Source organism: Streptomyces sp. NPDC057002 (assembly GCF_042673825.1).
Classification (GTDB): domain Bacteria; phylum Actinomycetota; class Actinomycetes; order Streptomycetales; family Streptomycetaceae; genus Streptomyces.
In genome coordinates, this window is the sequence record NZ_JBHURZ010000006.1 from 88,671 (window position 1) to 109,331 (window position 20,661).

Annotated in this window: 23 protein-coding genes; 10 read left to right on the forward strand and 13 right to left on the reverse strand. The window is 70.8% G+C overall.

The genetic code is table 11. The features are described 5' to 3' along the window. Positions 1-27 precede the first annotated feature (27 nt). The 5 genes from ACFT32_RS28580 to ACFT32_RS28600 all read right to left on the reverse strand — a co-directional run bounded on the left by ACFT32_RS28580 (position 28) and on the right by ACFT32_RS28600 (position 5,410). Complete coding sequence (locus ACFT32_RS28580; protein WP_382494933.1) at positions 28-1,377, reverse strand: PP2C family protein-serine/threonine phosphatase; 1,350 nt, start codon at positions 1,375-1,377, stop codon at positions 28-30. Positions 1,378-1,657: 280 nt separating this feature from the next. Further along, the gene (locus ACFT32_RS28585) at positions 1,658-2,746 is read right to left on the reverse strand and encodes an NlpC/P60 family protein (protein ID WP_382494936.1); all 1,089 of its coding nucleotides are present in this window, start codon (positions 2,744-2,746) and stop codon (positions 1,658-1,660) included. Positions 2,747-2,959: 213 nt separating this feature from the next. Then, positions 2,960-3,784: a class I SAM-dependent methyltransferase gene (locus ACFT32_RS28590; RefSeq protein WP_382494939.1), complete on the reverse strand. Its 825-nt coding sequence runs from the start codon at positions 3,782-3,784 to the stop codon at positions 2,960-2,962. 44 nt (positions 3,785-3,828) lie between these two features. Continuing rightward, positions 3,829-4,446 carry a dihydrofolate reductase family protein gene (locus tag ACFT32_RS28595; protein ID WP_382494941.1) on the reverse strand — a complete coding sequence of 206 codons (618 nt, stop codon included), beginning with the start codon at positions 4,444-4,446 and terminating at the stop codon, positions 3,829-3,831. Between the two features lie 124 nt (positions 4,447-4,570). After that, complete coding sequence (locus ACFT32_RS28600; RefSeq protein ID WP_382494944.1) at positions 4,571-5,410, reverse strand: calcium-binding protein; 840 nt, start codon at positions 5,408-5,410, stop codon at positions 4,571-4,573. A 369-nt stretch (positions 5,411-5,779) separates the two neighbouring features. Here ACFT32_RS28600 and mshA point away from each other — a divergent pair, with 369 nt between their 5' ends. Both mshA and ACFT32_RS28610 read left to right on the forward strand, forming a co-directional pair. Then, positions 5,780-7,117, forward strand: coding sequence for a D-inositol-3-phosphate glycosyltransferase (gene mshA, locus ACFT32_RS28605; RefSeq protein ID WP_382494946.1), 1,338 nt, complete (start codon positions 5,780-5,782; stop codon positions 7,115-7,117). Then, positions 7,110-7,619: a YbjN domain-containing protein gene (locus tag ACFT32_RS28610; RefSeq protein WP_382494948.1), complete on the forward strand. Its 510-nt coding sequence runs from the start codon at positions 7,110-7,112 to the stop codon at positions 7,617-7,619. Before mshA ends, ACFT32_RS28610 begins: the two co-directional genes overlap by 8 nt. Here the strand turns inward: ACFT32_RS28610 and ACFT32_RS28615 are convergent, their stop codons facing one another. Beyond that, positions 7,620-8,432, reverse strand: coding sequence for an AraC family transcriptional regulator (locus ACFT32_RS28615; protein ID WP_382494951.1), 813 nt, complete (start codon positions 8,430-8,432; stop codon positions 7,620-7,622). It lies immediately after the preceding gene. 49 nt (positions 8,433-8,481) lie between these two features. On the opposite strand from ACFT32_RS28615, the gene ACFT32_RS28620 reads away from it, so the two are divergent. Then, positions 8,482-8,937, forward strand: coding sequence for a DUF2000 family protein (locus ACFT32_RS28620; RefSeq protein ID WP_382494953.1), 456 nt, complete (start codon positions 8,482-8,484; stop codon positions 8,935-8,937). 70 nt (positions 8,938-9,007) lie between these two features. Beyond that, on the forward strand, positions 9,008-9,700 hold the full coding sequence (locus ACFT32_RS28625; RefSeq protein ID WP_382494955.1) for a hypothetical protein: 693 nt from the start codon (positions 9,008-9,010) through the stop codon (positions 9,698-9,700). On the opposite strand, the gene ACFT32_RS28630 is transcribed toward ACFT32_RS28625, so the two are convergent. The 3 genes from ACFT32_RS28630 to ACFT32_RS28640 all read right to left on the reverse strand — a co-directional run bounded on the left by ACFT32_RS28630 (position 9,701) and on the right by ACFT32_RS28640 (position 12,114). Further along, positions 9,701-10,120 (reverse strand): nuclear transport factor 2 family protein, encoded by a 420-nt coding sequence (locus ACFT32_RS28630; RefSeq protein ID WP_382494958.1) that lies wholly within the window; start codon positions 10,118-10,120, stop codon positions 9,701-9,703. 67 nt (positions 10,121-10,187) lie between these two features. Continuing rightward, positions 10,188-10,799 carry a DinB family protein gene (locus ACFT32_RS28635; RefSeq protein WP_382495900.1) on the reverse strand — a complete coding sequence of 204 codons (612 nt, stop codon included), beginning with the start codon at positions 10,797-10,799 and terminating at the stop codon, positions 10,188-10,190. A gap of 67 nt (positions 10,800-10,866) precedes the next feature. Then, positions 10,867-12,114 (reverse strand): helix-turn-helix domain-containing protein, encoded by a 1,248-nt coding sequence (locus ACFT32_RS28640; RefSeq protein ID WP_382494960.1) that lies wholly within the window; start codon positions 12,112-12,114, stop codon positions 10,867-10,869. Positions 12,115-12,312: 198 nt separating this feature from the next. Here ACFT32_RS28640 and ACFT32_RS28645 point away from each other — a divergent pair, with 198 nt between their 5' ends. Continuing rightward, entirely contained in the window at positions 12,313-12,783 is a 471-nt protein-coding gene (locus tag ACFT32_RS28645; RefSeq protein ID WP_382494962.1) for a hypothetical protein, read from the forward strand. Then, a complete protein-coding gene (locus ACFT32_RS28650; protein WP_382494965.1) occupies positions 12,780-13,313 on the forward strand; it encodes a DUF6415 family natural product biosynthesis protein in 534 nt (177 codons plus the stop codon). The genes ACFT32_RS28645 and ACFT32_RS28650 overlap by 4 nt, the downstream gene beginning before the upstream one ends. Positions 13,314-13,393: 80 nt before the next feature. Here ACFT32_RS28650 and ACFT32_RS28655 read toward each other — a convergent pair whose 3' ends face one another. Further along, the gene (locus ACFT32_RS28655; RefSeq protein ID WP_382494968.1) at positions 13,394-14,155 is read right to left on the reverse strand and encodes a phosphoglyceromutase; all 762 of its coding nucleotides are present in this window, start codon (positions 14,153-14,155) and stop codon (positions 13,394-13,396) included. Between the two features lie 162 nt (positions 14,156-14,317). On the opposite strand from ACFT32_RS28655, the gene ACFT32_RS28660 reads away from it, so the two are divergent. Both ACFT32_RS28660 and ACFT32_RS28665 read left to right on the forward strand, forming a co-directional pair. Then, on the forward strand, positions 14,318-15,697 hold the full coding sequence (locus ACFT32_RS28660; protein WP_382494971.1) for an MDR family MFS transporter: 1,380 nt from the start codon (positions 14,318-14,320) through the stop codon (positions 15,695-15,697). Between the two features lie 57 nt (positions 15,698-15,754). Beyond that, complete coding sequence (locus tag ACFT32_RS28665) at positions 15,755-17,026, forward strand: serine hydrolase domain-containing protein (RefSeq protein ID WP_382494974.1); 1,272 nt, start codon at positions 15,755-15,757, stop codon at positions 17,024-17,026. A 30-nt stretch (positions 17,027-17,056) separates the two neighbouring features. Here the strand turns inward: ACFT32_RS28665 and ACFT32_RS28670 are convergent, their stop codons facing one another. The 3 genes from ACFT32_RS28670 to phoU form a co-directional block, all read right to left on the reverse strand. After that, positions 17,057-17,308, reverse strand: coding sequence for an SCO4226 family nickel-binding protein (locus ACFT32_RS28670; RefSeq protein WP_382494977.1), 252 nt, complete (start codon positions 17,306-17,308; stop codon positions 17,057-17,059). Between the two features lie 114 nt (positions 17,309-17,422). Then, positions 17,423-17,575 carry a hypothetical protein gene (locus ACFT32_RS28675; protein ID WP_382494980.1) on the reverse strand — a complete coding sequence of 51 codons (153 nt, stop codon included), beginning with the start codon at positions 17,573-17,575 and terminating at the stop codon, positions 17,423-17,425. 146 nt (positions 17,576-17,721) lie between these two features. Then, the gene (phoU, locus tag ACFT32_RS28680) at positions 17,722-18,426 is read right to left on the reverse strand and encodes a phosphate signaling complex protein PhoU (RefSeq protein WP_382494983.1); all 705 of its coding nucleotides are present in this window, start codon (positions 18,424-18,426) and stop codon (positions 17,722-17,724) included. Positions 18,427-18,690: 264 nt separating this feature from the next. Here phoU and ACFT32_RS28685 point away from each other — a divergent pair, with 264 nt between their 5' ends. Together ACFT32_RS28685 and ACFT32_RS28690 are read left to right on the forward strand one after the other, a co-directional pair. After that, a complete protein-coding gene (locus ACFT32_RS28685) occupies positions 18,691-19,983 on the forward strand; it encodes a sensor histidine kinase (protein ID WP_382494985.1) in 1,293 nt (430 codons plus the stop codon). Then, the gene (locus ACFT32_RS28690) at positions 19,980-20,660 is read left to right on the forward strand and encodes a response regulator transcription factor (protein ID WP_030243122.1); all 681 of its coding nucleotides are present in this window, start codon (positions 19,980-19,982) and stop codon (positions 20,658-20,660) included. Before ACFT32_RS28685 ends, ACFT32_RS28690 begins: the two co-directional genes overlap by 4 nt. The last annotated feature ends 1 nt before the right edge of the window (position 20,661 follow it).

Sequence of the window (20,661 nt, forward strand, 5' to 3'; positions counted from 1 at the left end):
CCGCCTGGGCAGCGCCGGAGCCCGGGGCTACGGCACCCGGTCCAGCAGCAGTACCGCCACGTCGTCCGTCAGCTCGCCACCGTTGAGGTCGCGCACCTCGTTCACCGCCGCACGCAGCAGCCGCTCGCCCCGCAGCCCCTCGGCGAACTGGCGGCGGATCATCTCGGTCATGCCGTCCTGGCCGAGCCGCTCCCGGCCCTGGCCGATATAGCCCTCGATCAGGCCGTCGGTGTAGAGCATCAGGCTCCACTCGGCACCCAGCTCCACCTGCGTACGCGGCCAGCGGGCACCCGGCAGCAGCCCGAGGGCCGGTCCGTTGTTGTCGTACGGCAGCAGACGGGCCGGTTTGCCCGGGCGGGCCAGCAGCGGCGACGGGTGACCCGCCAGGCACAGGCCGGCGCGGCGGCCGTCCGGCGCGATGTCCACCGTGCACAGCGTCGCGAAGATCTCGTCGTCGGCCCGCTCGTGCTCCAGCACCTGCTGGAGCGTGCCCAGCAGCTGGTCGCCGCACAGGCCCGCCAGCGTCAGGGCGCGCCACGCGATCCGCAGCTCCACCCCGAGGGCGGCCTCGTCCGGGCCGTGACCGCACACATCACCGATCATCGCGTGCACGGTGCCGTCCGGCGTGCGGACGACGTCGTAGAAGTCACCGCCGAGCAGGGCGCGCGAGCGGCCCGGGCGGTAGCGGGCGGCGAACCGCAGCGGAGAGCCCTCCAGCAGCGGGGTCGGCAGCAGACCGCGCTCCAGGCGGCGGTTCTCCTGGGCCCGCAGGCGGCCCTCGGCGAGCCGGCGCTCGGCAGACTCGGAACGCTTGCGCTCCACCGCGTAGCGGATCGCGCGGCTCAGCAGCCTGCCGTCCAGCTCGTCGCGGAACAGATAGTCCTGGGCGCCCACGCGCACCGCCTCCGCGCCGCGCTCGGCGTCGCCCGACGCGGTCAGCGCCAGGACGGCATGCCGGGGCGCGAGCTCCAGCACGTGCTTGAGCACGGCGAGCTCGTCCTCGGAGTCGCTGTGGCCCGGCGCGGGCAGCGCCAGGTCCAGCAGGATGCAGTGGACGTCGTCGGTCAGCAGCCGCCCGGCCTCGGTCAGATTGCGGGCCGTGCGGACGCGGATCGGCTTGCCGGCCTGGTCGAGCATGTCCGGCACGATCGGCGAACCGGCCGGGTCGTCCTCGATCAGCAGCAGGGTCAGATTGGTGTGGGCGGTGTTGTTCTCCACCTTCTCCGTGCTGTTCCCGGCGGTGTCCGGTGTGCGCGGGGCCGCGGTCGAGGCGTCCTTGACGGAGTCCTCGGCGGAGCGGGCGCACGGGGACGCGGCCTGCGCCTGACCACTCTCCACGGCCGGGATCGCTCTCTGCCGCGGTATGGGTACGGGCATCGTCTTGGGTTCCTTCCCTCCCCCCGAGGGCATGGCGGGGGCGAGGGACCTCGACCCACCGACGGGGACCATAGCGGGTGTCGGCGCCGCATTGGAATGGTGTGAGCCACGCCGCTACGCCATCGGCCAGTGTCATATGCCGCGATATGTGCCGCAGTTGGACAGGCCGGAGATGCTGCGGAGATGACGAACGTCACGTCAGCGCCGCGTTTGTCAGGGGGCCCGGCGTGCGGTGGGTCACGTGGGCCAGGTCACCAAAGGTGCCTGATGCCCGATATGTTCACCCGGCGTCGGTGCCGGGATCCGGCCGTACCACCCCGAGGATAGGCATGGATCCGGCTCCCGCGACGGTGATGTCCCGTCCGGGCCGCGGGGCGTGCACCATCGCCCCGTCGCCGATGTACATCGCGACATGGCTGGCGTCGTCGAAGTAGATGATGAGGTCGCCGGGCCGCATGTCCTGGACGTCGATGTGCCGCAGCTGCTTCCACTGCTCCTGCGAGGTGCGAGGTATGCCGCGGCCGGCGGCTATCCAGGCCTGTGAGGTCAGGCCGGAGCAGTCGTAGGTCTTCGGGCCCTCGGCGCCCCACTGGTACGGCTTGCCGATCTGGGCCGTAGCGTATTCGACGGCCTTCCTGCCCTGCTCGGTCGCCTTGCCGCTGATCTCGTCGAGGACGCCGGAGCCGAGCCAGGCGGACTGAGCCTTGGCCGCGGCCGCCTTCTCCAGCTCGGCGAGGCGCTTCTGCTCGTCCTTCCGCAGCTCGGACTCGACCTTCTCCGCCTGCTCGATCTGCTTCTCGATCTTCTTCTGCGCGGCGGCCTTGGCCTTGCGGCCCGCCTCCAGCTTCTTCCACTGCGCGGAGGCGTCCTTGGCGTACTGCTCCAAGTCCTCCTGGGTGCGGCTCAGTTCGCCGATCAGGCCTTTGGCCGCGTGCTGGCCCTGGCGGACCCGGACCGCTCCCTCGAGGAACTCCTGCGGGTCGTCGCTGAGCGTCAGATGGGCCTCGGGCGGCAGCCCGCCCCCGCGGTACTGCGCGGCGGCCGAGGCGCCGGCGCGGTCCTTCAGCTTGGCCAGCTTCTCCTTGCCCTTGACGATCTTCTTGGCCAGTTCGACGATCTCGGCGGACTGCTTGTCCGCCTTCTCCTCGGCGGCGTTGTACTCGTCGGTGGCACGGCCCGCGGCGCGGTAGAGCTTGTCGAGTTTCTTGCGTACGGCCTCGAGGTCCTTGCTGGGCCCGGGCGTCGGGCTCGCGCTCGGCGTCGGCTCAGGGCCGGGGCTCGCGAACGCCGTGCCCGGTGCCGCCAGCACGGTGATCGCGCAGACCACGGTCACAGCCGTCGCGATCAGGCCACGCTTGCCCGTTGCCATACCTCAGCCCCCAACTGATTAACCGTCAGTAACATCCGGTTCGTCTGGGGATGCTGCCACGACGGCGCCCAAAGCGACAGGGGTAGTGCTTCCCGCCACCCCCGCATCGGTATGCCCCCGGCATTCGATCTCCCCGCCTGTGTGACGAACGACTCAAAGAGATCGTTCCCGGCAGACCATCTCGGTCCGTGCCGGTCGTCCATGCCGGAGAGGTCAGCCCCGCGGGGCCAACGCCTCCCACCGCACCGTCACTTCGCCCTGCCGCCACCGCACCGGCCCGTCCGCCACCGGCCAGTCCGCCGTCACGTCCCGTACCGCCCGGATCCACCGCTGGCGGGCGCCGTAGGAGGCGTAGGGCGCGGCGGCCGCCCAGGCGCGGTCGAAGTCGCGCAGGAAGGCGTGCACCGGCTCGCCCGGGACATTGCGGTGGATGAGCGCCTTCGGCAGGCGCTCCGCCAGATCCGAAGGGCGCTCCAGGGAGCCCAGCCGGGTCGCGAAGGTGACCGTGCGCGGCCCCTCCGGGCCGAGCGCGACCCACACGTGCCGCCGCCCGATCTCGTCGCAGGTCCCCTCGACCAGCAGCCCGCCGCGCGCACCGGTGGCCGGGTCGGCCGGTGCGAGCCGCCCGCACAGCCGCTCCCACACGGCCGCGACCTCGCCCTCCTCGTACTGCCGCAGCACGTTCGCCGCCCGGACGAGCAGGGGCCGCTGCGGGAGGGGGATCTCGAAGCCGCCGTGCCGGAAGACGAGCCCCGCCCGCTCGTACGGCAGCGCCGCCGCGACCCGGGCGGGCTCGATCTCGACGCCCACCACGCGCGCGCGTGGCGCGACCGTACGCAGGCGGTGCAGCAGCTCGACGGCCGTCCAGGGGGCGGCGCCGTAGCCGAGGTCGACGGTGACGGGGTCGGCGGCACGGCGCAGCTCCGCGCCGTGCGTGGCCGCGATCCAGCGGTCCATACGGCGCAGGCGGTTGGGGTTGGTCGTCCCGCGCGTCACCGTTCCCACGACGCGGGGGCGGGTCGCCTGGCGGGATGTCATGCGTACGAGGGTATGCGGCCTTGAGGAGCAGCCCCCGGGTGTCCTCAGGTGCCGGCCCCGGCCCCGTACGTCCCGAACTCGGGAACCCCCGTCGACTCGAAGACATGCACCGACAGGCCGCCCGGCGTCGTCCGGTGGTCGCTGAGCCGCAGCCCGGCCGGTGCCCCGCCGTCCGGGAAGAGGCGGCGGCCCTGCCCCACCACGACCGGGGCGATCACCAGCCGCAGCGTGTCGACCAGCCCGGCGGCCAGCAGGGACTGCGCGAGCCGGGCGCTGCCGTGGATCTGGATCTCCCGGCCGGGCAGCCGCTTCAGCTCCGCCACCTGGGCCGGGACGTCGCCGGACAGGATCGTGGTCGGGTTCCAGCCGGCCGTGGTCAGGCTGTGGGAGGCGACGTACTTCGGCAGGCCGTTCAGTACGGCGGCGGCGGGATGGTCGGTCATCGTCGGCCAGTCCCGGGCGAAGTTCTGGTAGGTACGGCGGCCGAGCAGCAGCGCGTCCGCCTCACCGAGCCAGCTGCCGGCCAACCGCTCGAACTCCTCGTCCAGATGCGGCACGAACCAGCCGCCCCGCTCGAAACCGTCGCTGGTGTCCTCGTCCGGGGCGCCCGGCCCCTGGGAGACACCGTCGAGCGTCAGGAACTCCTGCACCACGAGCTTCATCGTGACCCTCTCCTCTCCTCAGTGAGTCAGACGCCCCGGGACGCGGAAACTCATCGGCCCCGCGTCCCCCTTCGAAAGAGGAGCCGTCGGTCCTGGGAGGAGCCGTCAGTCCTGAGAGGAGCCGTCAGTCCTGACGGACGATGTTCCTGCCCGGCCCGCCGGAGAGCGTGTCCGTGCCGGGCCCGCCGTACAGCTCGTCGTCGCCGCTGTTGCCCCAGATCCGGTCGGCGCCGCTGTTCCCGTGCAGGATGTCGTTGCCCCTGCCGCCGTAGATCTCGTCGTCACCGGCCCCGCCGTAGACCGTGTCGTCACCGTCGTCGGCGCGCAGGATCTGGTCGCCCGCACCGCCGTGCAGGACGTCGTCGCCCGCGCCGCCGTCCACGATCTCGCCCTCGATGCCGGCGTAGAGGGTGTCGTCGCCCGCCCCGCCGCCGGCGTACCCGAGCGCGCCCGCCCTGAGGGTGTCGTCGCCCGCGCCGCCCCGCACCGAAGTGCCGTCGACGCGGCTGCCGGTGGCGCCCGTCCACTGGTCGTCGCCGTCGCCCAGCTCGACCGTGTTGAAGTAGTAGACCTGGTCGGTGCCGTTGTCGAAGGAGGCGGTGTCGACGCCGTCGCCGAGGTCCATCTCCATGGAGTTGAGCGGAGACTGGCTCTCGGGGGCCTCGACCGTGCAGGAGATCTTGGTGAGGTCCGCGCTGTCGGGGTGGCCGCAGCCGTTCCCGGCGCTGATCGGGACGACGTCGTCGATCACATAGGTGAACTGCGAGCGGTCGCCGGTGTACGACTGGGCGATGGCCACCTTGTTGGCCTGCCCGGGGGCGGCCGTGTAGGTGAGGTGCCAGCCGTACTCGTTCACCGAGGCGGTGGCCGTCGGTGCCGCGGCAGCGGCCGGGCCGGCCAGGGCGATCGGGATGGCCAGGCCTATGCCGAGAACGGGCGTGAGAACCGTCGCCGCGCGTAACATCCGGCGGCCGATGAGGCGAGAGGGCATTGCATAACCTCCGTGTGGCAGTTGTCGATCCTTTCGTTGGTTGTGACCGGTGGGGCGGGAGCCCGGTTGTCCGCGGAACCGGGATCGGCAGCCTTTTCACGACCGGGACAACGCCCGTGACCTGCGATTTCCGATCGAGTTCACCTGTCGGCCATGCTCCTGGGCCCGGAGGCTGCGGGAGCCGCAAACCCTCGAACGGTTGAGCGGCGACCGGTAATGATTCGGTAAAAGTCGCGAACAGGGAAACGAACAGGGAAATGGAGCGCCCTCTTCCGGTGTTCACCCCGTGCAGGGCACAGCGCGTCCTGCGTGAGGCATGCCCGGAGCGAGGAGGAACGCCACGTGAGCCAGTACATCGGCAGGCTCGGGCGGCGCTCCGCGTCCGCGCCCGCGCGCCTGAGGCTGCACCGCAGGCCCCGCCGGGTGGCCATGCTCTCCGTGCACACCTCCCCGCTCCACCAGCCGGGCACCGGCGACGCCGGCGGCATGAACGTCTACATCGTGGAGCTCGCTCAGCGCCTCGCCGCGCAGGGCGTCGAGGTCGAGATCTTCACGCGCGCGACCGCCGCCGCCCTCCCGCCGACCGTCGAACTGGCCCCCGGCGTCCTCGTCCGGCACATCGACGCCGGCCCCTACGAGGGCCTCAACAAGGAGGACCTCCCCGCCCAGCTGTGCGCCTTCACCCACGGCGTCATGCAGGCCTGGGCAGGCCACCGCCCAGGCCACTACGACCTGGTCCACTCCCACTACTGGCTCTCCGGCCACGTCGGCTGGCTCGCCGCCCAGCGCTGGGGCGTCCCCCTGGTGCACGCCATGCACACCATGGCCAAGGTCAAGAACGCCAACCTGGCCGACGGCGACAGCCCCGAGCCGGCCGCCCGCGTCATCGGCGAGACCCAGATCGTCGCCGCCGCCGACCGCCTCATCGCCAACACCACCGAAGAGGCCGACGAACTGGCCCGGCACTACGCGGCCGACCCCGACAAGCTCGCCGTGGTCCACCCGGGCGTCAACCTGACCCGCTTCTCGCCCGCCGACGGCCGCGCCGCCGCCCGGGCCCGTCTCGGCCTGCCCCAGGACGCCCTGATCCCGCTCTTCGCGGGCCGCATCCAGCCGCTGAAGGCCCCCGACGTGCTGTTGCGGGCCGTCGCCGTCCTCCTCGACGAGCGCCCCGAACTCCGCTCGCGCATCCTCGTCCCCGTCGTCGGCGGCCCCAGCGGCAGCGGCCTCGCCAAGCCCGAGGGCCTGCAGAAGCTGGCCGCACGCCTCGGCATCGCGGACGTCGTACGGTTCCGCCCGCCGGTCGGCCAGGAACAGCTCGCGGACTGGTTCCGCGCCGCCTCCCTCCTGGTCATGCCCTCCTACAGCGAGTCCTTCGGCCTGGTCGCCATAGAGGCCCAGGCGGCCGGCACCCCGGTGCTCGCGGCGGCGGTCGGCGGCCTCCCGGTGGCCGTACGCGACGGACACACCGGCTTCCTCGTAGGCGGCCACAACCCCGCCGACTACGCGCGCGTGCTGCGCGACTTCGCCGACGACCCGCAACTGGCGCCCCGCATGGGCGCGCAGGCCGCCCGCCACGCCCAGTCCTTCGGCTGGGACACCGCGGCCGCTGCCACGGCGGACGTCTACACGGCCGCGATGCAGGCGCACCGCCGTCGCGTACGCTCGCACCATGGGTGAAACCGGTCAGGAACAGCGCGCGGCACAGGTCATCGAGGGAGTGCTGAAGGACGCCGACCTGGAGTGGGAGAGCCCCGAGCCCGGCACGTACGTCGCGCAGCTCCCCGGCACCCGCAAGCTCAAGACCACGCTCTCCCTGATCGTCGGCCGCCACTCCCTCTCCCTGAACGCCTTCGTCATCCGCCACCCCGACGAGAACGAACCGGCCGTCCACCGCTGGCTGCTGGAACGCAACCTCAAGCTCTACGGCGTGAGTTACGCCGTCGACCAGCACGGCGACGTCTACGTCACCGGCCGGCTCTCCCTCGCCGCCGTCACCGCCGAGGAACTGGACCGTCTGCTCGGCCAGGTCCTGGAAGCGGCGGACGGCAGCTTCAACACCCTGCTGGAGCTGGGCTTCGCCTCGGCGATCCGCAAGGAGTACGAGTGGCGGGTGTCCCGGGGCGAGTCGACGCGCAACCTGGACGCGTTCGCGCACCTGACGCAGCGCCCGGAGCGCTGATCAGCCGGCGCTGAAACGCCCGGGCGGCACCCCCACCAACTTCCGGAAGTGCCGGGTGAGATGCGACTGGTCGTAGAACCCGGTCGCCACCGCCACCTCGCTCGGCGTCCGCCCGTCGAGCAGCAGCCGCCGGGCACGGCCCACGCGCAGCGACGTCAGATACTGATGCGGGGCGATGCCGTAGGCGGCACTGAACGCCCGTACGAGATGGGCCGGATGGGCCCCGACGATTCCAGCGGCCTCATTCAGCCCGATCCCCTCGACGACCCGCTCGTCCAGCAGCTCGCGCAGCCGCCGCGCGAGTACGGGATCGGCCGGCCGGGGTGCGGCGAGGTCGCCCCGCAGATGCCCGCGCAGCCGCTCCCCGACGAACATCAGCCTGCTCTCGGCCTCCAGCTCCTCACCGGGCCGCAGCAGCGTGCCGTGCAACTGCCCGACGCGCCGCCGCAACAACGGATCGCGCAGATCGGGCCGGTCGACGGCGGCCCCGATCAGCTCGTCGCCGAGATACGTCCCGTCGAGATACAGGACCCGCTTGCGGAAGCCCTCCGCCGTGACGGGAGAGCCGTTGTGCGGCACATGCGGCGGCAGCAACGACACGGTGTCGTGCGGCGTGCCGTGCTCGTGCCGGTCGAGGTCGTACCGCACGGCGCCGGTGTCGACGATCAACAGCGTCCAGGCCTCGTGGACGTGCATCGGATACGCGTACTCGGTGAACCGCGCGTGGAAGACCTCGACGACACCCGCGACGGGGGGCCGCCAGGCGGAGACGGTCCGGGAGGACCTAGAAATCCGGGAGGACTCGGAGGCCATGCAAAAAACGTACAAGACCCTGGCGGGTGCTGCCGGGCACGCTCGCATCATGAACACCGAACAATCCACGGAGCCGGTCGACCCGGTCGAGCCGATCCGCTTCGACACGAAGATCGCCGTGCTGCTGCGCGAGGACCTGGAGCCCTGGCAGCGCCTCAACGTCACATCGTTCCTGGTCAGCGGCCTGGGAACGCAGCTCCCCGAAGTGATCGGCGAAACGTACGAGGACGCGGACGGCGTGTCCTGCCTCCCGATGTTCCGCCAGCCGGTCATGGTCTTCGAGGCCACGAAGGAAACCCTGACCATGGCCCACACCAGGACCCTGTCCCGCTCCCTCCCCCGTGCGATCTTCACGTCCGATCTGTTCGCCACCGGCAACGACCGCGACAACCGCGCGGCCGTACGGGCGGTCCCGACGGCGGACCTGGACCTGGTCGGCCTCCTGGTCTACGGCCCGAGGAACGCGGTGGACAAGGTGGTGAAGGGAGCGCGGATGCATCCGTGAGACCAAAGTCGGGAGTACGTAGACCAACGGCTGATGACAGGACGGACGGCACGTCCCGAGACTCTGTCTCATGGAGGAAGCCAAGAAGGTCCGTATGGGAGCCGAACTCGCGGAATCGACCTGGGCCATCGTGCTCTTCTGCGTCGGCTGCGGTGCCGCCGCCGGCGCCCTGCTCCCTCTCCTCGCCCGCTGGCTGCTGAGCCTGCCGTGGGCACCGCTGGAGGGCCCGGCCGAACTCCTGACCTCGGTCCCGGAACCCGCCCTCACCCTCGGCACGGTCACCGTGGGCGCACTCGCAGGCCTGCTGCTGGGCTTCACCGCCGTGCACGAGTCGCTGTCGGTGAGCATCTCCGACACGCACGTGACCCTCACCATCAGGGACAGCGCCCGGTCGTTCGCCCGCGAGGAGATCGCGGCACTGTTCCGGGACGGCAAGGAACTCGTGGTCCTGTCCCCGGAGGGCCTGGAGTCGGCCCGGGAGCACTGCGGCCTGTCCTGGCCCCGCCTCACCGCCGCGCTTTCCGCCCACGGCTACCCCTGGGCGGAGCAGGACCCCCACCGAGCCGACTACCGCCGCTGGGTCCCCGGCACGCCCGGCCTGCCCGAGGGCGCGGACGCCTTGCTCAGGGCACGCGCGCGGGCCCGAAAGAACTCGGACGACGCCGACGATGCCCGGGAGCTGCGCGGTGAACTGCTGCGGCTGGGCGTGGTCGTACGGGACGAGGAGAGGCGGCAGTACTGGCGGTTGGTCCGACGGGAATGATCACGGGATGCAAGCCTCGGCGATGGACAGGCTGTTCTCATAGAGGTGGTGCCGCGTGATCCGCCCGCCCTCGACGGTGAGCCGCAGCGCGAACGGTCCCTCGAAGGACTTCCCCGTCGCCCGTACGGTCCCCGACACATGCCCCGTCAGCACGGCGTCGTTCCCGTCCACGAGAAGGGCGTCGACGGAAGCCCGGGCATCCTCGGGCACGGTGTACTCCATCAACTCCGCTGCCTGCGCGGCACACTCGGCAGCGGTGGACCGCGGACGTATCCACGGCACTCCCGGATTCTCGGCGAGCACCCAGTCGACCTTGTCGGCGAAGAGCGCGGTGAGCCCCTCGGTGTCCCCGGCGAGACGGAGCTCGAGGAACTTCTGAACGGTGGCGCGGGTCGCGTCCGCGGTGGTGGTAGGCGTCATGAAGCCCAGACTGTCGGGACACCGCAGGAGCGTCGATTACGTCCCAGGTAAGGAGACCCGGCGTCGATCACTGGCCGACCCGCCCGTCGATCAGCTCACGCAGAAGATCGGCGTGGCCGCAGTGCCGCGCGTACTCCCCGATCTGCGCCACCAGGACATCGCGCAGCTGAAGCTGTCCACCGGGTTCGGGCCCGAGGTCGGAGAACCCGGCGTTCCGGGATGCGAGATCGCCGACGCCGGCCAGATACCGATCGGTGAGCTCCACTTCCACCCGCCACTGCCGCCAGGCATCCTCCACGACCCCCGGGTCGGCGACGGCACCGTTCCAGTCGCCGTCCCGGTCTTCCTCGGTCCGATACAGCTTCGGCGCGTCCTCACCGGCCATCACCCGCCGAAAATGCCGCTCCTCCTCAGCCATGTGCCGCACCAGCCCGAGCAGAGACATGGTCGACGGCGGAACGGACCGCCGAGCCATCTGCTCGGCGTCCAGCCCCGCACACTTCATCTCCAGGGTCAGCCGGTAGTGGCGCAGGTTCTCGAGCAGGGTGCTGCGCTCATCGACGACTTCGGTGTCGGTTTCGCGGGGGTCGTCGCCCGGATCGACCCACATATCGGGGTAGACGGTCGCCTGCGTCCACCGAGCCAACTCTCGTTCACGGGTGTGCTCATCCGAGACCATGGGGCATGGTGAACCGGCCCGGAACGGCTCCGCCACCGAATATCGGAGCCAATGGCGAGGCGTCCGTTCAGTCGCGATCTCGCAAGGCGGCAACCAGTTGGTGTCCTTCCCTGGCCCCGCGTCGCAGGAGAACCGCCGCTGTGGTGTGGAGTTCGTTCCAGGAGTGGGGGCGGCCGATGGCTGAGGCCTCGGGGACGGTTGTCGTGGCTACCGTGAGGGCCTGAGGTGCTTCACCGGCGGCGGCGAGGGCGTGTGCGAGGCAGGACTGGTACCAGGTTCTGTCGCGTCGGTAGTCGTCGGGTAGGGCGTTGAGTCCGGTGGTGAGGTGGGTGACGGCTGTGTGCCAGTTCCGTAGGTGCAGTGCGGCCATGCCTCGTTGCAGGGTGAACCAGGTTTCGCCGTAGAAGTACATCCACGGGGGCTCGTCCTCGGGGTGCTCGGCGGCCCGGCTGATGAGGGTCCGCGCGTCGCCCAGGTGGCGTTCGGCGTCGTCGGCGTCGCCGTTGAGGGCGTGTCCGCGGGCGGCCATCTGGGCGGCCATGCCCTGGACGCCGAGGGATGTGCCGGGGGCGGACCAGCGGGCGGCTTCGGCGAGTCGTACGCAGCGGGTGCCGCGTCCGCCGGACCAGGCCATGTGAGCCTTCATGCTGAGGGTGGTTGCGGCCATGTCGGCGTCGCCGGCTTCCAGGGCCCATTCGTGGCTGCGGTCGTACCAGGCCAGTGCGGCGGCCGTCTGCCCTTGGTCCTGGGCCATCCAGGCGAGGAATTGGGCGTGTTCGGAGGCGAGACGGACCACTCGGTCGGCGAGCGGGCCACTGGCAGCGGCGTAGAGGTCGACGACGGTGTGGAGTTGTCGGCGCATCACCTCGACGAGGGGGCGGGAGCCGATCACGTCCTCTGCGCGGCGGTGTTCGGCGAGCAGGCGGTCCAGCCAGTCCAGGGTGGGGGCGTCCACGCGGTGTGTCGTGTCGACGACGCTCGTGACACGGGCCAGGAGGTCCTCGTCGGGGCCGGGGCCGGCGAGGGAGAGCGCGGGGACCGGTGTCGGATTCGGTTGCTCCCCCGGAGTGGCCAGGAACGGTGGGATTTCGAGCCCGGCCGTGATGCGCTGCCGTACTTCGAGCGAGGTGACTCGGCGCTGTCCGCGTTCGATGTCGGAGACGTCGGGTTGGACCAGGCCGATGCGTTCACCGAGCTTGGTCTGGCTCAGGCCGGTGAGCTTGCGGTAGGTGCGGAAGACCTGGCCCCAGTCTTCCTCGGTGACGGCTGAGGCGAGTGCGGGATGGGACCAGAGGTCCGTGCGGAAGTCCCCCATAGCTCCAATATAGGGCGCTCCTATGGGGCTTGGGATGGGAGTAATCGGCGCCTGGCGCAAGGGTCTTCCTGCAAGGACCCCGGCGACCGTGCGACCGGTCCCGGGGCGTGGCCAACGCTGCTGAGGAGCGTCGACATGACGGAGATTAGGTTCCCGGGGGTCTCCTGCCCATCCCCGGTGAGTTCGTCGAATTGCGGGATGGTCGAGCGGTGGCTGGCATCCGCTCATCCGTCACCGGACACCGCGCGTGGAGAGTGGAGCAGTGCCGCGAAGCTCGCCGTGATTCCGTTGGGAAGGGTCTTCGAGGCGGTTCGTCTGCCTGAGCGGGTCGTGCATCGGGCGGTCGCGAGCGCCGATCGGGACACGGTGAGCGATCGGCTGGCCCGGTGCCTCAGCGGCGCCCCGGTCATTCACGATCCGGGCTTCCGCCGCTACTACGCCCTCGTACCGCCCGGCACCGCACAGATGTGGTGCACGCCGGTCGCGGAGTGCCTGGGCCAGGGCACGTACCTCGGAGTGCCGCGAGCCGACCGCATCGAGCTCGACGAGTACGGGCAAGCGTCGTACTGGGCTGTGCCCGTCGTCCGGCCGGGTCGGCTGGGCATGGCGGTCGACGTTCTGGCTCTCGCGATGACGGGTCGCTGCCTCGGTGACGAGGACGGGTCATGACCACGCCCAAGGGCAAGGCAGCACCATCGCTGGACCTCGAGACGATGCGTGCCTGCGCGGACCGGTTCCGCGCGACGGACACCGAGGTGCCCCCGCCGGACAGGCTGGAGACGCTCACGCTCCAGCTGCACGGACATCTCATGCTGGCCGTTCCCGAGGTCGAGACGGCGGCGCTGGCTCTGCCCGAAGAGAGCGTGGCGAGGGTTTGTGCGTTGTTCTGTGTCGGGGAAGCGCGGTTGCGGCTGAGTGTCCAGCCCGGCCGCAGCCTGTCTGCCCAGGTCGCTCACACGCAACGCCTCGCCCGGTCCGTCCGCACCCTGTGCGATCACTACGAGAACGAGGACCACCAGTGCCCGAACGCCCCCGAGCGAGCCGCGTACCTGCGCATGCTGCTGCACTGCCCCGCGTGCCGGGACTGTCGGACCGTGGATGACGACGGCGAGGCCGTCGGCAGCTGCGTGACCGGGGACCGGCTCTACGAGGAGTACCGGCAGACCCGGCGCAGCCCTTTCCTCGGAAGCGGCCTCTGACCGCCCAGAAACAGCCCACCCCACCAAAAAGCCCCCGCCCCGCGAACAAACCGCAGGTCGGGGGCCTGATGGGCGTCGAGCTACTTCTTCTTCCCCTGGTTCTTGACCGCCTCAATGGCAGCCGCAGCCGCCTCAGGGTCCAGGTACGTCCCCCCCGGCTTCACCGGCTTGAAGTCCGAGTCGAGCTCGTAGGACAGCGGAATGCCCGTCGGGATGTTGAGGCCCGCGATGTTCTCGTCGGAGATGCCGTCGAGGTGCTTGACCAGGGCGCGCAGCGAGTTTCCGTGGGCCGCGACCAGGACCGTCTTGCCCGTCAGCAGGTCCGGGACGATCGCGTCGAACCAGTACGGGAGCATGCGGTTGACGACGTCCTTGAGGCACTCCGTCTGCGGGCGCAGCTCCGGAGGCAGGGTCGCGTAGCGCGGGTCGGAGAACTGGGAGTACTCGGCGTCGATGTCCAGCGCCGGGGGCGGGGTGTCGTAGGACCGGCGCCACAGCATGAACTGCTCCTCGCCGAACTCGGCGAGCGTCTGCGCCTTGTCCTTGCCCTGCAGGGCGCCGTAGTGGCGCTCGTTCAGGCGCCAGCTGCGGTGGACCGGGATCCAGAGGCGGTCGGCGGACTCCAGGGAGAGCTGCGCCGTGCGGATGGCGCGCTTCTGGAGGGACGTGTGCACGACGTCGGGGAGCAGGCCGGCGTCCTTGAGCAGCTCGCCGCCGCGCGTCGCCTCCTTCTCGCCCTTCGCGGTGAGATTGACGTCCACCCAGCCGGTGAACAGGTTCTTCTCGTTCCACTCGCTCTCGCCGTGGCGGAGGAGGATCAGCTTGTACGGTGCGTCGGCCATGCCCCAGAGCGTAATCCACGCATTCGCCCGTTCGCGTGACTGCCCGGCAGGCGGACGCTTGACCGGATCCGTTAATTGAGTGGCCGCCGTCAAGCAGCCGCTCGTAATGTGTGACTCCTGCGTGCGCCACTTACGCGCGGCCGCTTACAACCGGGGGAGTCCATGCCGTACGCCGTCCGCGCCAGACGTGCCGTCCAGGAGACCGTCTCGGGGCTGCCCCGCGAGTTCTGGTGGCTGTGGACCAGCACGCTCGTCAACCGGCTCGGCGCCTTCGTCGCCACCTTCATGGCGCTGTACCTGACGCTCGACCGCGGCTACTCCGCCACGTACGCCGGTCTGGTCGCCGCCCTGCACGGGCTCGGCGGAGTGATCTCCTCGCTGGGCGGCGGGGTGATGACCGACCGGCTGGGCCGGCGGCCGACGCTTCTCATCGCCCAGGCCTCGACCGCCGTGTCCGTCGCGCTCCTCGGGTTCGTGCACGATCCGGTGGCGATCGCCGGTGTCGCCTTCCTCGTCGGCATGGCGAGCAACGCCTCCCGACCGGCCGTGCAGGCGATGATGGCGGACATCGTGCGGCCCGAGGACCGTATCCGCGCCTTCTCCTTGAACTACTGGGCCATCAACCTCGGCTTCGCCGTGTCCTCCATGGCCGCTGGGTTCATCGCCGAGGTCAGCTACCGTGCCGGCTTCCTGATCGAGGCCGGTATGACGATGGCCTGCGCGATCCTCGTCTTCCTGAGGCTGCCGGAATCGAAGCCGGACGAGACGGACGAGACGGCCGAGACGGCCGAGACGGCCGAGAGGGCCGAGAAGGCCGAGACGGTGAGCGCCAAGGCCGACCGCGACGACTCCGTCAGCCTCGGCACCGTGCTGCGCGACGGGCGCTTCATGAGCGTCGTCGGGCTGTCCTTCCTCGTCGCGCTGATCTTCCAGCAGGGGGCGGTGGGGCTGCCGGTGGCGATGGGCGAGGCCGGGTTCACGCCGGCCGAGTACGGCATGGCGATCGCCGTCAACGGCGTACTGATCGTCGTCCTCCAGATCCCCGTCACCCGGTTCATCGAGCACCGCGACCCCCGCCGGCTGCTCATCCTCTCCTCCCTCCTCGCGGGGTACGGCTTCGCGCTCACCGCGTTCGCCGGGTCGGTCGGCGTCATCGCCCTCACGGTGTGCGTCTGGACGCTGGCCGAGATCGTCAACGCCCCGACGCAGACCGGCCTGGTCGTCCGGCTGTCCCCGCTGCACGGCCGCGGCCGCTACCAGGGCATGTACACGATGTCCTGGTCCGTCGCCGCCCTCGTCGCCCCGCTGCTGTCCGGCTTCGTCATCGACCGGGTCGGGGCGGAGTGGCTGTGGGGACTGTGCGCCGTGGTCGGGACGCTGGCCGGGCTGGGATACGGGCTGCTGATGCGGCGGCTGCCGGACGCGACGACGGAGGAGAAGCAAGGGGAGAAGCAAGGGGAGAAGCAGGGGAAGCAGCAGCAGGAGGAGCCTGCCGCGGAGGCCCTAGGGCAGGTCCCGGAGGGTTCCGCCTCCGGCCCCTGATCCCGTTCCGGGATGTTCCCGATGGTCTGCGGCGTCGGCGCTTGATGAGCTGTTCCCATGGCCCACCACGGACAGCAGAAGTCGTCGCGTCTCCTCCTCAACGCCCTGACCGCCCTCGCCGGCCTTGCCACGCTCGCCGTCGCCACCACCGCCCTGGCCGGTCCCTCCCACCCCCCTCCGCCCCGATTACCGGCAGAAGGACAGACAGAAGGCCGGCCCGCGGCCCAGGCAGCACACCAGAGGACCCAGGCCGTGCTGAACGAGATCGTCGCCCGGGGCACCCCCGGCGTCATCGCCCAGGTACGCGACCGGCACGGTGTGTGGGACGCCCGGGCCGGAGTCCGGAGGCTCGGTTCCGAGCGGCCGCGGAGCACCCACGAGAGGTTCCGCATCGCCAGCGTGACCAAGACCTTCACCGCCACCGTGCTCCTGAAGCTCGAAGCCGAGGGGAAGCTGTCCCTGGACGACAGCGTGGCCGAGTGGCTGCCGGGGGTCGTGCACGGCAAGGGTTACCGGCCCCGGCACATCACCGTGCGGCACCTGCTCAACCACACGAGCGGGATCTTCGACTACAACATGGACGCCGGCTTCCGGGCCAAGTACGCGGGCGACGAGTTCGACCGCAACCGGCACGTCCGATGGTCCCCGGAGGACCTGGTGGACATCGCCCTCGCCCACCCGCCGAACTTCCAGCCGGAGCAGGGCAGCAGGCCCGGCCGCCCCGGCAGGTGGGACTACTCGGACACCAACTACGTCCTCGCCGGCATGGTCGTGGAGAAGGCCACCGGCCGCGGCTACGCGCACGAGGTCGAGCGCCTCGTCATACGGCCCCTCGGCCTGCGCGGCACGAGCGTGCCGGGTGCCTCGCCCCGACTGCCCTCACCCCACGCCAGGCACTACTCCACGCTGTTCGAGGACGGGCCGGGGGCGAAGGTGCGTGACGTCACCGAGTTCAGCCCCACGGTCGCCTTCTCCGCGGGGCAGATGATCTCGACGGTCGGCGATGTGAACACCTTCCTGTCCGGGCTGCTCGCCGGTGAGCTGCTGCCGCCCGCACAGCAGCGGCAACTGCTCGACGCCGTCCCCGTCGACGGGGACAAGGGGCACGGTGGTCCGCAGGACGTCTACGGACTCGGCATACGGCACTTCAAGCTCGCGGAGGGCTGCTGGGCCTGGGGCCACGGCGGCATGATCCCCGGCTCCGCGACCCGGACCCTCGCCTCGGCGGACGGCCGGCAGGTCATGACCATGAACCGCAACGGCGACTGGGGCGAGCAGCGACTGGAGGACGCCGCTGTCGCGACCCGGTTCTGCCGGAGCGCCCCGTGAGCGGCCGGCCGGCCGGTCGCCCGGCTCACCTCACTGGATCGACAGCGGCACCGGATGGATCTCGTCGGCCTTGTGCCCGGCGCGCTCGTGAACGCGCTGGATCGCTTCGGCCGAGGGCGCCTCGGAGAGGCAGTAGACGTGGCCGGACTCCGGGTCCGCCCAGGCCCTCTCGAAGTGGACGCGCTCTTCGCCCTCTATGGCGAGGTCAGCGTTGTGGGCCTCGCGCAGCTGCTCTTCCGTGATGCCCTTCATGCTGTGGTGGACGTCCATGAACTTCGCCATGGCTCGCGCCTCCTTCCGTACGAACCCTTCAGTCCCATGCTCCGCCCGTACGAGCACGCGGGCGACCTCAACGCCGTAGGGCCCCGGCGGCGAACCACCGGAGCCCTACGGAATTCAGCCGCACTGGCAGGGGCTGCCCGACTGACACCCGCAGCCGCAGCCCGAGCCGCAGCCGCACGCGGCGATCAGGGTCAGGTTCCTGACCTCGGCGGGCTGCTCGGTCTCGCGCTCCTGCGTGGGGTCGGGCGTGCTGGGGGAATCGGCCATGGGTTCCTCCTCGAGGCTGGTGCCTGTGCCCATTGGACGCCCGTTCCGCTGGGCGCATCAACGGCGCACTGAGGCTTGCGCGCGCCCCGGCCGACCCTCGACCGCCCCCAGCGGACCCCTACCCCCGGCCCACTCCCACTCCGCGCTCAGGCGCTCTCCGCCTCCGTCTTCACCGCCTGGATCTCCGGCTGCACGTCCGCCTGGAGCTCGTCGGCGTGCTCGCCCGTCACCAGGTACACCACGCGCTTGGCGACCGAGACCGCGTGGTCGGCGAACCGCTCGTAGTAACGGCCCAGCAGCGTGACGTCCACGGCCGTCTCGATGCCGTGCTTCCAGCGGTCGTCCATCAGGTGCTGGAAGAGGGTGCGGTGCAGCAGGTCCATCTCGTCGTCGTCCTGCTCCAGCTGGAGCGCCAGGTCGACGTCCTTGGTGATGATCACCTCGGCGGCCTTGGCCATCAGGCGCTGGGCGAGCTGGCCCATCTCCAGGATGGTGGCGTGCAGGTCGCTCGGGACCGCGCGGTCCGGGTAGCGCAGGCGCGCGAGCTTCGCCACGTGCTGGGCGAGGTCGCCCGAGCGCTCCAGATCGGCCGACATGCGCAGCGACGTGACGACGATGCGCAGATCCGTCGCCACCGGCTGCTGCCGTGCCAGCAGGGCTATGGCCCGGGCCTCCAGGTCGTGCTGGAGCTCGTCGACCTTCTGGTCGGCCTCGATGACGGCCTCGGCCAGCTTCAGGTCGGAGTCGAGCATGGCGGTGGTGGCGCGCCCGATCGCCGATCCGACCAGCCGGGCCATTTCCACCAGACTGTCGCTGATCGAGTCCAGTTCCTCGTGGTACGCGTCCCGCATCAGGCTTCCCTCTCGTGCGTCTGTGTCGGGGGTTCGAGGGCCGGGGCCCACCGAACGAGCCGGGGCCCACCGAACAACCGGCGGTACGACCGTCGTATTACCAACGGTCCGAACCCCACGCTCCCACGTTCCGGCCTGTACGCGTCCGTTTCAGTCATCCCAAATGAACCAATACTGGCTCCAAGGTGAACTCTGGGCGACGAGTGTTCGAGGTCGCAGTCCGACGGCTGTGGCCCGCGCCCGAGCCATGCCTAACCTGGGTGCATGGACGTGAACGCGGCGGTCGCCGCAGTGGCAGCGATCGCCGGGGTGCTCACCGGTGTCATCGCCATGCTGGCGTTCCGGTGGAGCGAGCGCGAGCAGAAGCGCCCCACACGTACCTCCCTGCACACGGACCCGGTGCTTCCGCCGGGTGTGGACACCGTTCTTTCGGTGCTCAGGTCCTCCGCCGTGGTGCTCGACGAGGCGGACGCCGTGGTCAAGGCGAGCTCGGCGGCGTACGCCCTCGGGCTGGTCCGCGGCGGCAAGCTCGCCGTCGAGCCGATGCTGCAGATGGCCCGGGACACCAGGCGCGACGGGGAGATACGCCAGGTGGAGCTGGATCTGCCGCGGCGCGGTACCGGACGCGGCGAGGCCCTGGCCGTCTCCGCGCGGGTGGCGCCGCTCGGCTCCCGGCTGGTGCTGCTGCTCGTCGAGGACCTCACCGAGGCCCGCCGCATCGAGGCGGTCCGGCGCGACTTCGTCGCCAACGTGAGCCACGAGCTGAAGACCCCGGTCGGCGCCCTCTCCCTGCTGTCCGAGGCCGTCATGGACGCCTCCGACGACCCCGAGGCCGTCGAGCGGTTCGCCGGGCGCATGCAGATAGAGGCCACCCGGCTGACCAGCCTGGTCCAGGAGCTCATCGACCTGTCGCGGGTGCAGAACGACGACCCGCTGGAGGACGCCGAACCGGTCCGCGTCGACGAACTCGTCGCCGAGGCCATCGACCGCTGCCGGCACCAGGCCGGCACCAAACAGATCACCATGGCCGCGGGCGGCACCGCCGACCTGCACGTATGGGGAAACCGCGGCCAGCTCGCCGCCGCACTCGGCAACCTCGTCGAGAACGCGGTCAACTACTCGCCCGCCCGTACCCGCGTCGGCATAGCCGCCCGCAGGGTGAACGCGTCCGGCGGGGAGCACATCGAGATCGCCGTGACCGACCAGGGCATCGGCATCTCCGACAAGGACAAGGAGCGCATCTTCGAGCGCTTCTACCGCGTCGACCCCGCTCGCTCCCGTGCCACCGGTGGCACGGGACTGGGGCTGGCGATCGTGAAGCACGTGGCCGCCTCGCACGGCGGGGAGGTCTCGGTGTGGAGTGCCGAGAACCAGGGCTCCACCTTCACCCTGCGGCTGCCGGAGGCCGGTGCGGCCCGCGACCGCGCACATCAGCAGCCCGCCCGAGATGAACGCGCAGGAGGCGCGGGCCTCGACGAGGAGGCCGGGCGGTCCACCCCCACATCCCCCGAATCAACCGCGTACGAAACGCTTCCCGCCCCGGAGGTCCTTCCGTGACCCGAGTGCTCGTCGTCGAGGACGAGGAGTCCTTCTCCGACGCCCTGTCGTACATGCTCCGCAAGGAGGGCTTCGAGGTCGCGGTCGCGACCACGGGCCCCGACGGACTCGACGAGTTCGAGCGCAACGGCGCCGACCTCGTCCTCCTCGACCTGATGCTGCCCGGCCTGCCGGGCACCGAAGTGTGCCGCCAGCTGCGCGGCCGCTCCAATGTCCCCGTCATCATGGTGACCGCCAAGGACAGCGAGATCGACAAGGTCGTAGGCCTGGAGATAGGAGCCGACGACTACGTCACCAAGCCGTTCTCCTCGCGCGAGCTGGTCGCCCGCATCCGGGCCGTCCTGCGCCGCCGCGGCGAGCCCGAGGAGGTGACCCCGGCCGCGCTGGAGGCCGGGCCGGTCCGCATGGACGTCGACCGGCATGTGGTCACCGTCGGCGGCACCAAGATCGACCTGCCGCTGAAGGAGTTCGACCTGCTGGAGATGCTGCTGCGCAACGCCGGGCGCGTGCTGACCCGGATGCAGCTCATCGACCGGGTCTGGGGCGCCGACTACGTCGGTGACACCAAGACCCTCGACGTCCACGTCAAGCGCCTGCGCGCCAAGATCGAGCCGGACCCGGGCGCCCCGCGCTACCTGGTGACGGTCCGCGGCCTGGGCTACAAGTTCGAGCCGTAGG

What these genes read in the sequence shown, in the direction of transcription:
- phoU (WP_382494983.1), bottom strand. Translation starts at nt 18,426, where the DNA reads ATGCGGGACGCGTACCACGAGGAACTGGACTCGATCAGCGACAGTCTG.
- ACFT32_RS28615 (WP_382494951.1), bottom strand. Translation starts at nt 8,432, where the DNA reads ATGGCCTCCGAGTCCTCCCGGATTTCTAGGTCCTCCCGGACCGTCTCC.
- ACFT32_RS28640 (WP_382494960.1), bottom strand. Translation starts at nt 12,114, where the DNA reads ATGGGGGACTTCCGCACGGACCTCTGGTCCCATCCCGCACTCGCCTCA.
- ACFT32_RS28610 (WP_382494948.1), top strand. Translation starts at nt 7,110, where the DNA reads ATGGGTGAAACCGGTCAGGAACAGCGCGCGGCACAGGTCATCGAGGGA.
- ACFT32_RS28630 (WP_382494958.1), bottom strand. Translation starts at nt 10,120, where the DNA reads ATGACGCCTACCACCACCGCGGACGCGACCCGCGCCACCGTTCAGAAG.
- ACFT32_RS28660 (WP_382494971.1), top strand. Translation starts at nt 14,318, where the DNA reads ATGCCGTACGCCGTCCGCGCCAGACGTGCCGTCCAGGAGACCGTCTCG.
- ACFT32_RS28595 (WP_382494941.1), bottom strand. Translation starts at nt 4,446, where the DNA reads ATGAAGCTCGTGGTGCAGGAGTTCCTGACGCTCGACGGTGTCTCCCAG.
- ACFT32_RS28585 (WP_382494936.1), bottom strand. Translation starts at nt 2,746, where the DNA reads ATGGCAACGGGCAAGCGTGGCCTGATCGCGACGGCTGTGACCGTGGTC.
- ACFT32_RS28590 (WP_382494939.1), bottom strand. Translation starts at nt 3,784, where the DNA reads ATGACATCCCGCCAGGCGACCCGCCCCCGCGTCGTGGGAACGGTGACG.
- ACFT32_RS28635 (WP_382495900.1), bottom strand. Translation starts at nt 10,799, where the DNA reads ATGGTCTCGGATGAGCACACCCGTGAACGAGAGTTGGCTCGGTGGACG.
- ACFT32_RS28650 (WP_382494965.1), top strand. Translation starts at nt 12,780, where the DNA reads ATGACCACGCCCAAGGGCAAGGCAGCACCATCGCTGGACCTCGAGACG.
- ACFT32_RS28580 (WP_382494933.1), bottom strand. Translation starts at nt 1,377, where the DNA reads ATGCCCGTACCCATACCGCGGCAGAGAGCGATCCCGGCCGTGGAGAGT.
- ACFT32_RS28665 (WP_382494974.1), top strand. Translation starts at nt 15,755, where the DNA reads ATGGCCCACCACGGACAGCAGAAGTCGTCGCGTCTCCTCCTCAACGCC.
- ACFT32_RS28655 (WP_382494968.1), bottom strand. Translation starts at nt 14,155, where the DNA reads ATGGCCGACGCACCGTACAAGCTGATCCTCCTCCGCCACGGCGAGAGC.
- ACFT32_RS28675 (WP_382494980.1), bottom strand. Translation starts at nt 17,575, where the DNA reads ATGGCCGATTCCCCCAGCACGCCCGACCCCACGCAGGAGCGCGAGACC.
- ACFT32_RS28625 (WP_382494955.1), top strand. Translation starts at nt 9,008, where the DNA reads ATGGAGGAAGCCAAGAAGGTCCGTATGGGAGCCGAACTCGCGGAATCG.
- ACFT32_RS28670 (WP_382494977.1), bottom strand. Translation starts at nt 17,308, where the DNA reads ATGGCGAAGTTCATGGACGTCCACCACAGCATGAAGGGCATCACGGAA.
- ACFT32_RS28685 (WP_382494985.1), top strand. Translation starts at nt 18,691, where the DNA reads ATGGACGTGAACGCGGCGGTCGCCGCAGTGGCAGCGATCGCCGGGGTG.
- ACFT32_RS28620 (WP_382494953.1), top strand. Translation starts at nt 8,482, where the DNA reads ATGAACACCGAACAATCCACGGAGCCGGTCGACCCGGTCGAGCCGATC.
- ACFT32_RS28645 (WP_382494962.1), top strand. Translation starts at nt 12,313, where the DNA reads ATGGTCGAGCGGTGGCTGGCATCCGCTCATCCGTCACCGGACACCGCG.
- ACFT32_RS28600 (WP_382494944.1), bottom strand. Translation starts at nt 5,410, where the DNA reads ATGTTACGCGCGGCGACGGTTCTCACGCCCGTTCTCGGCATAGGCCTG.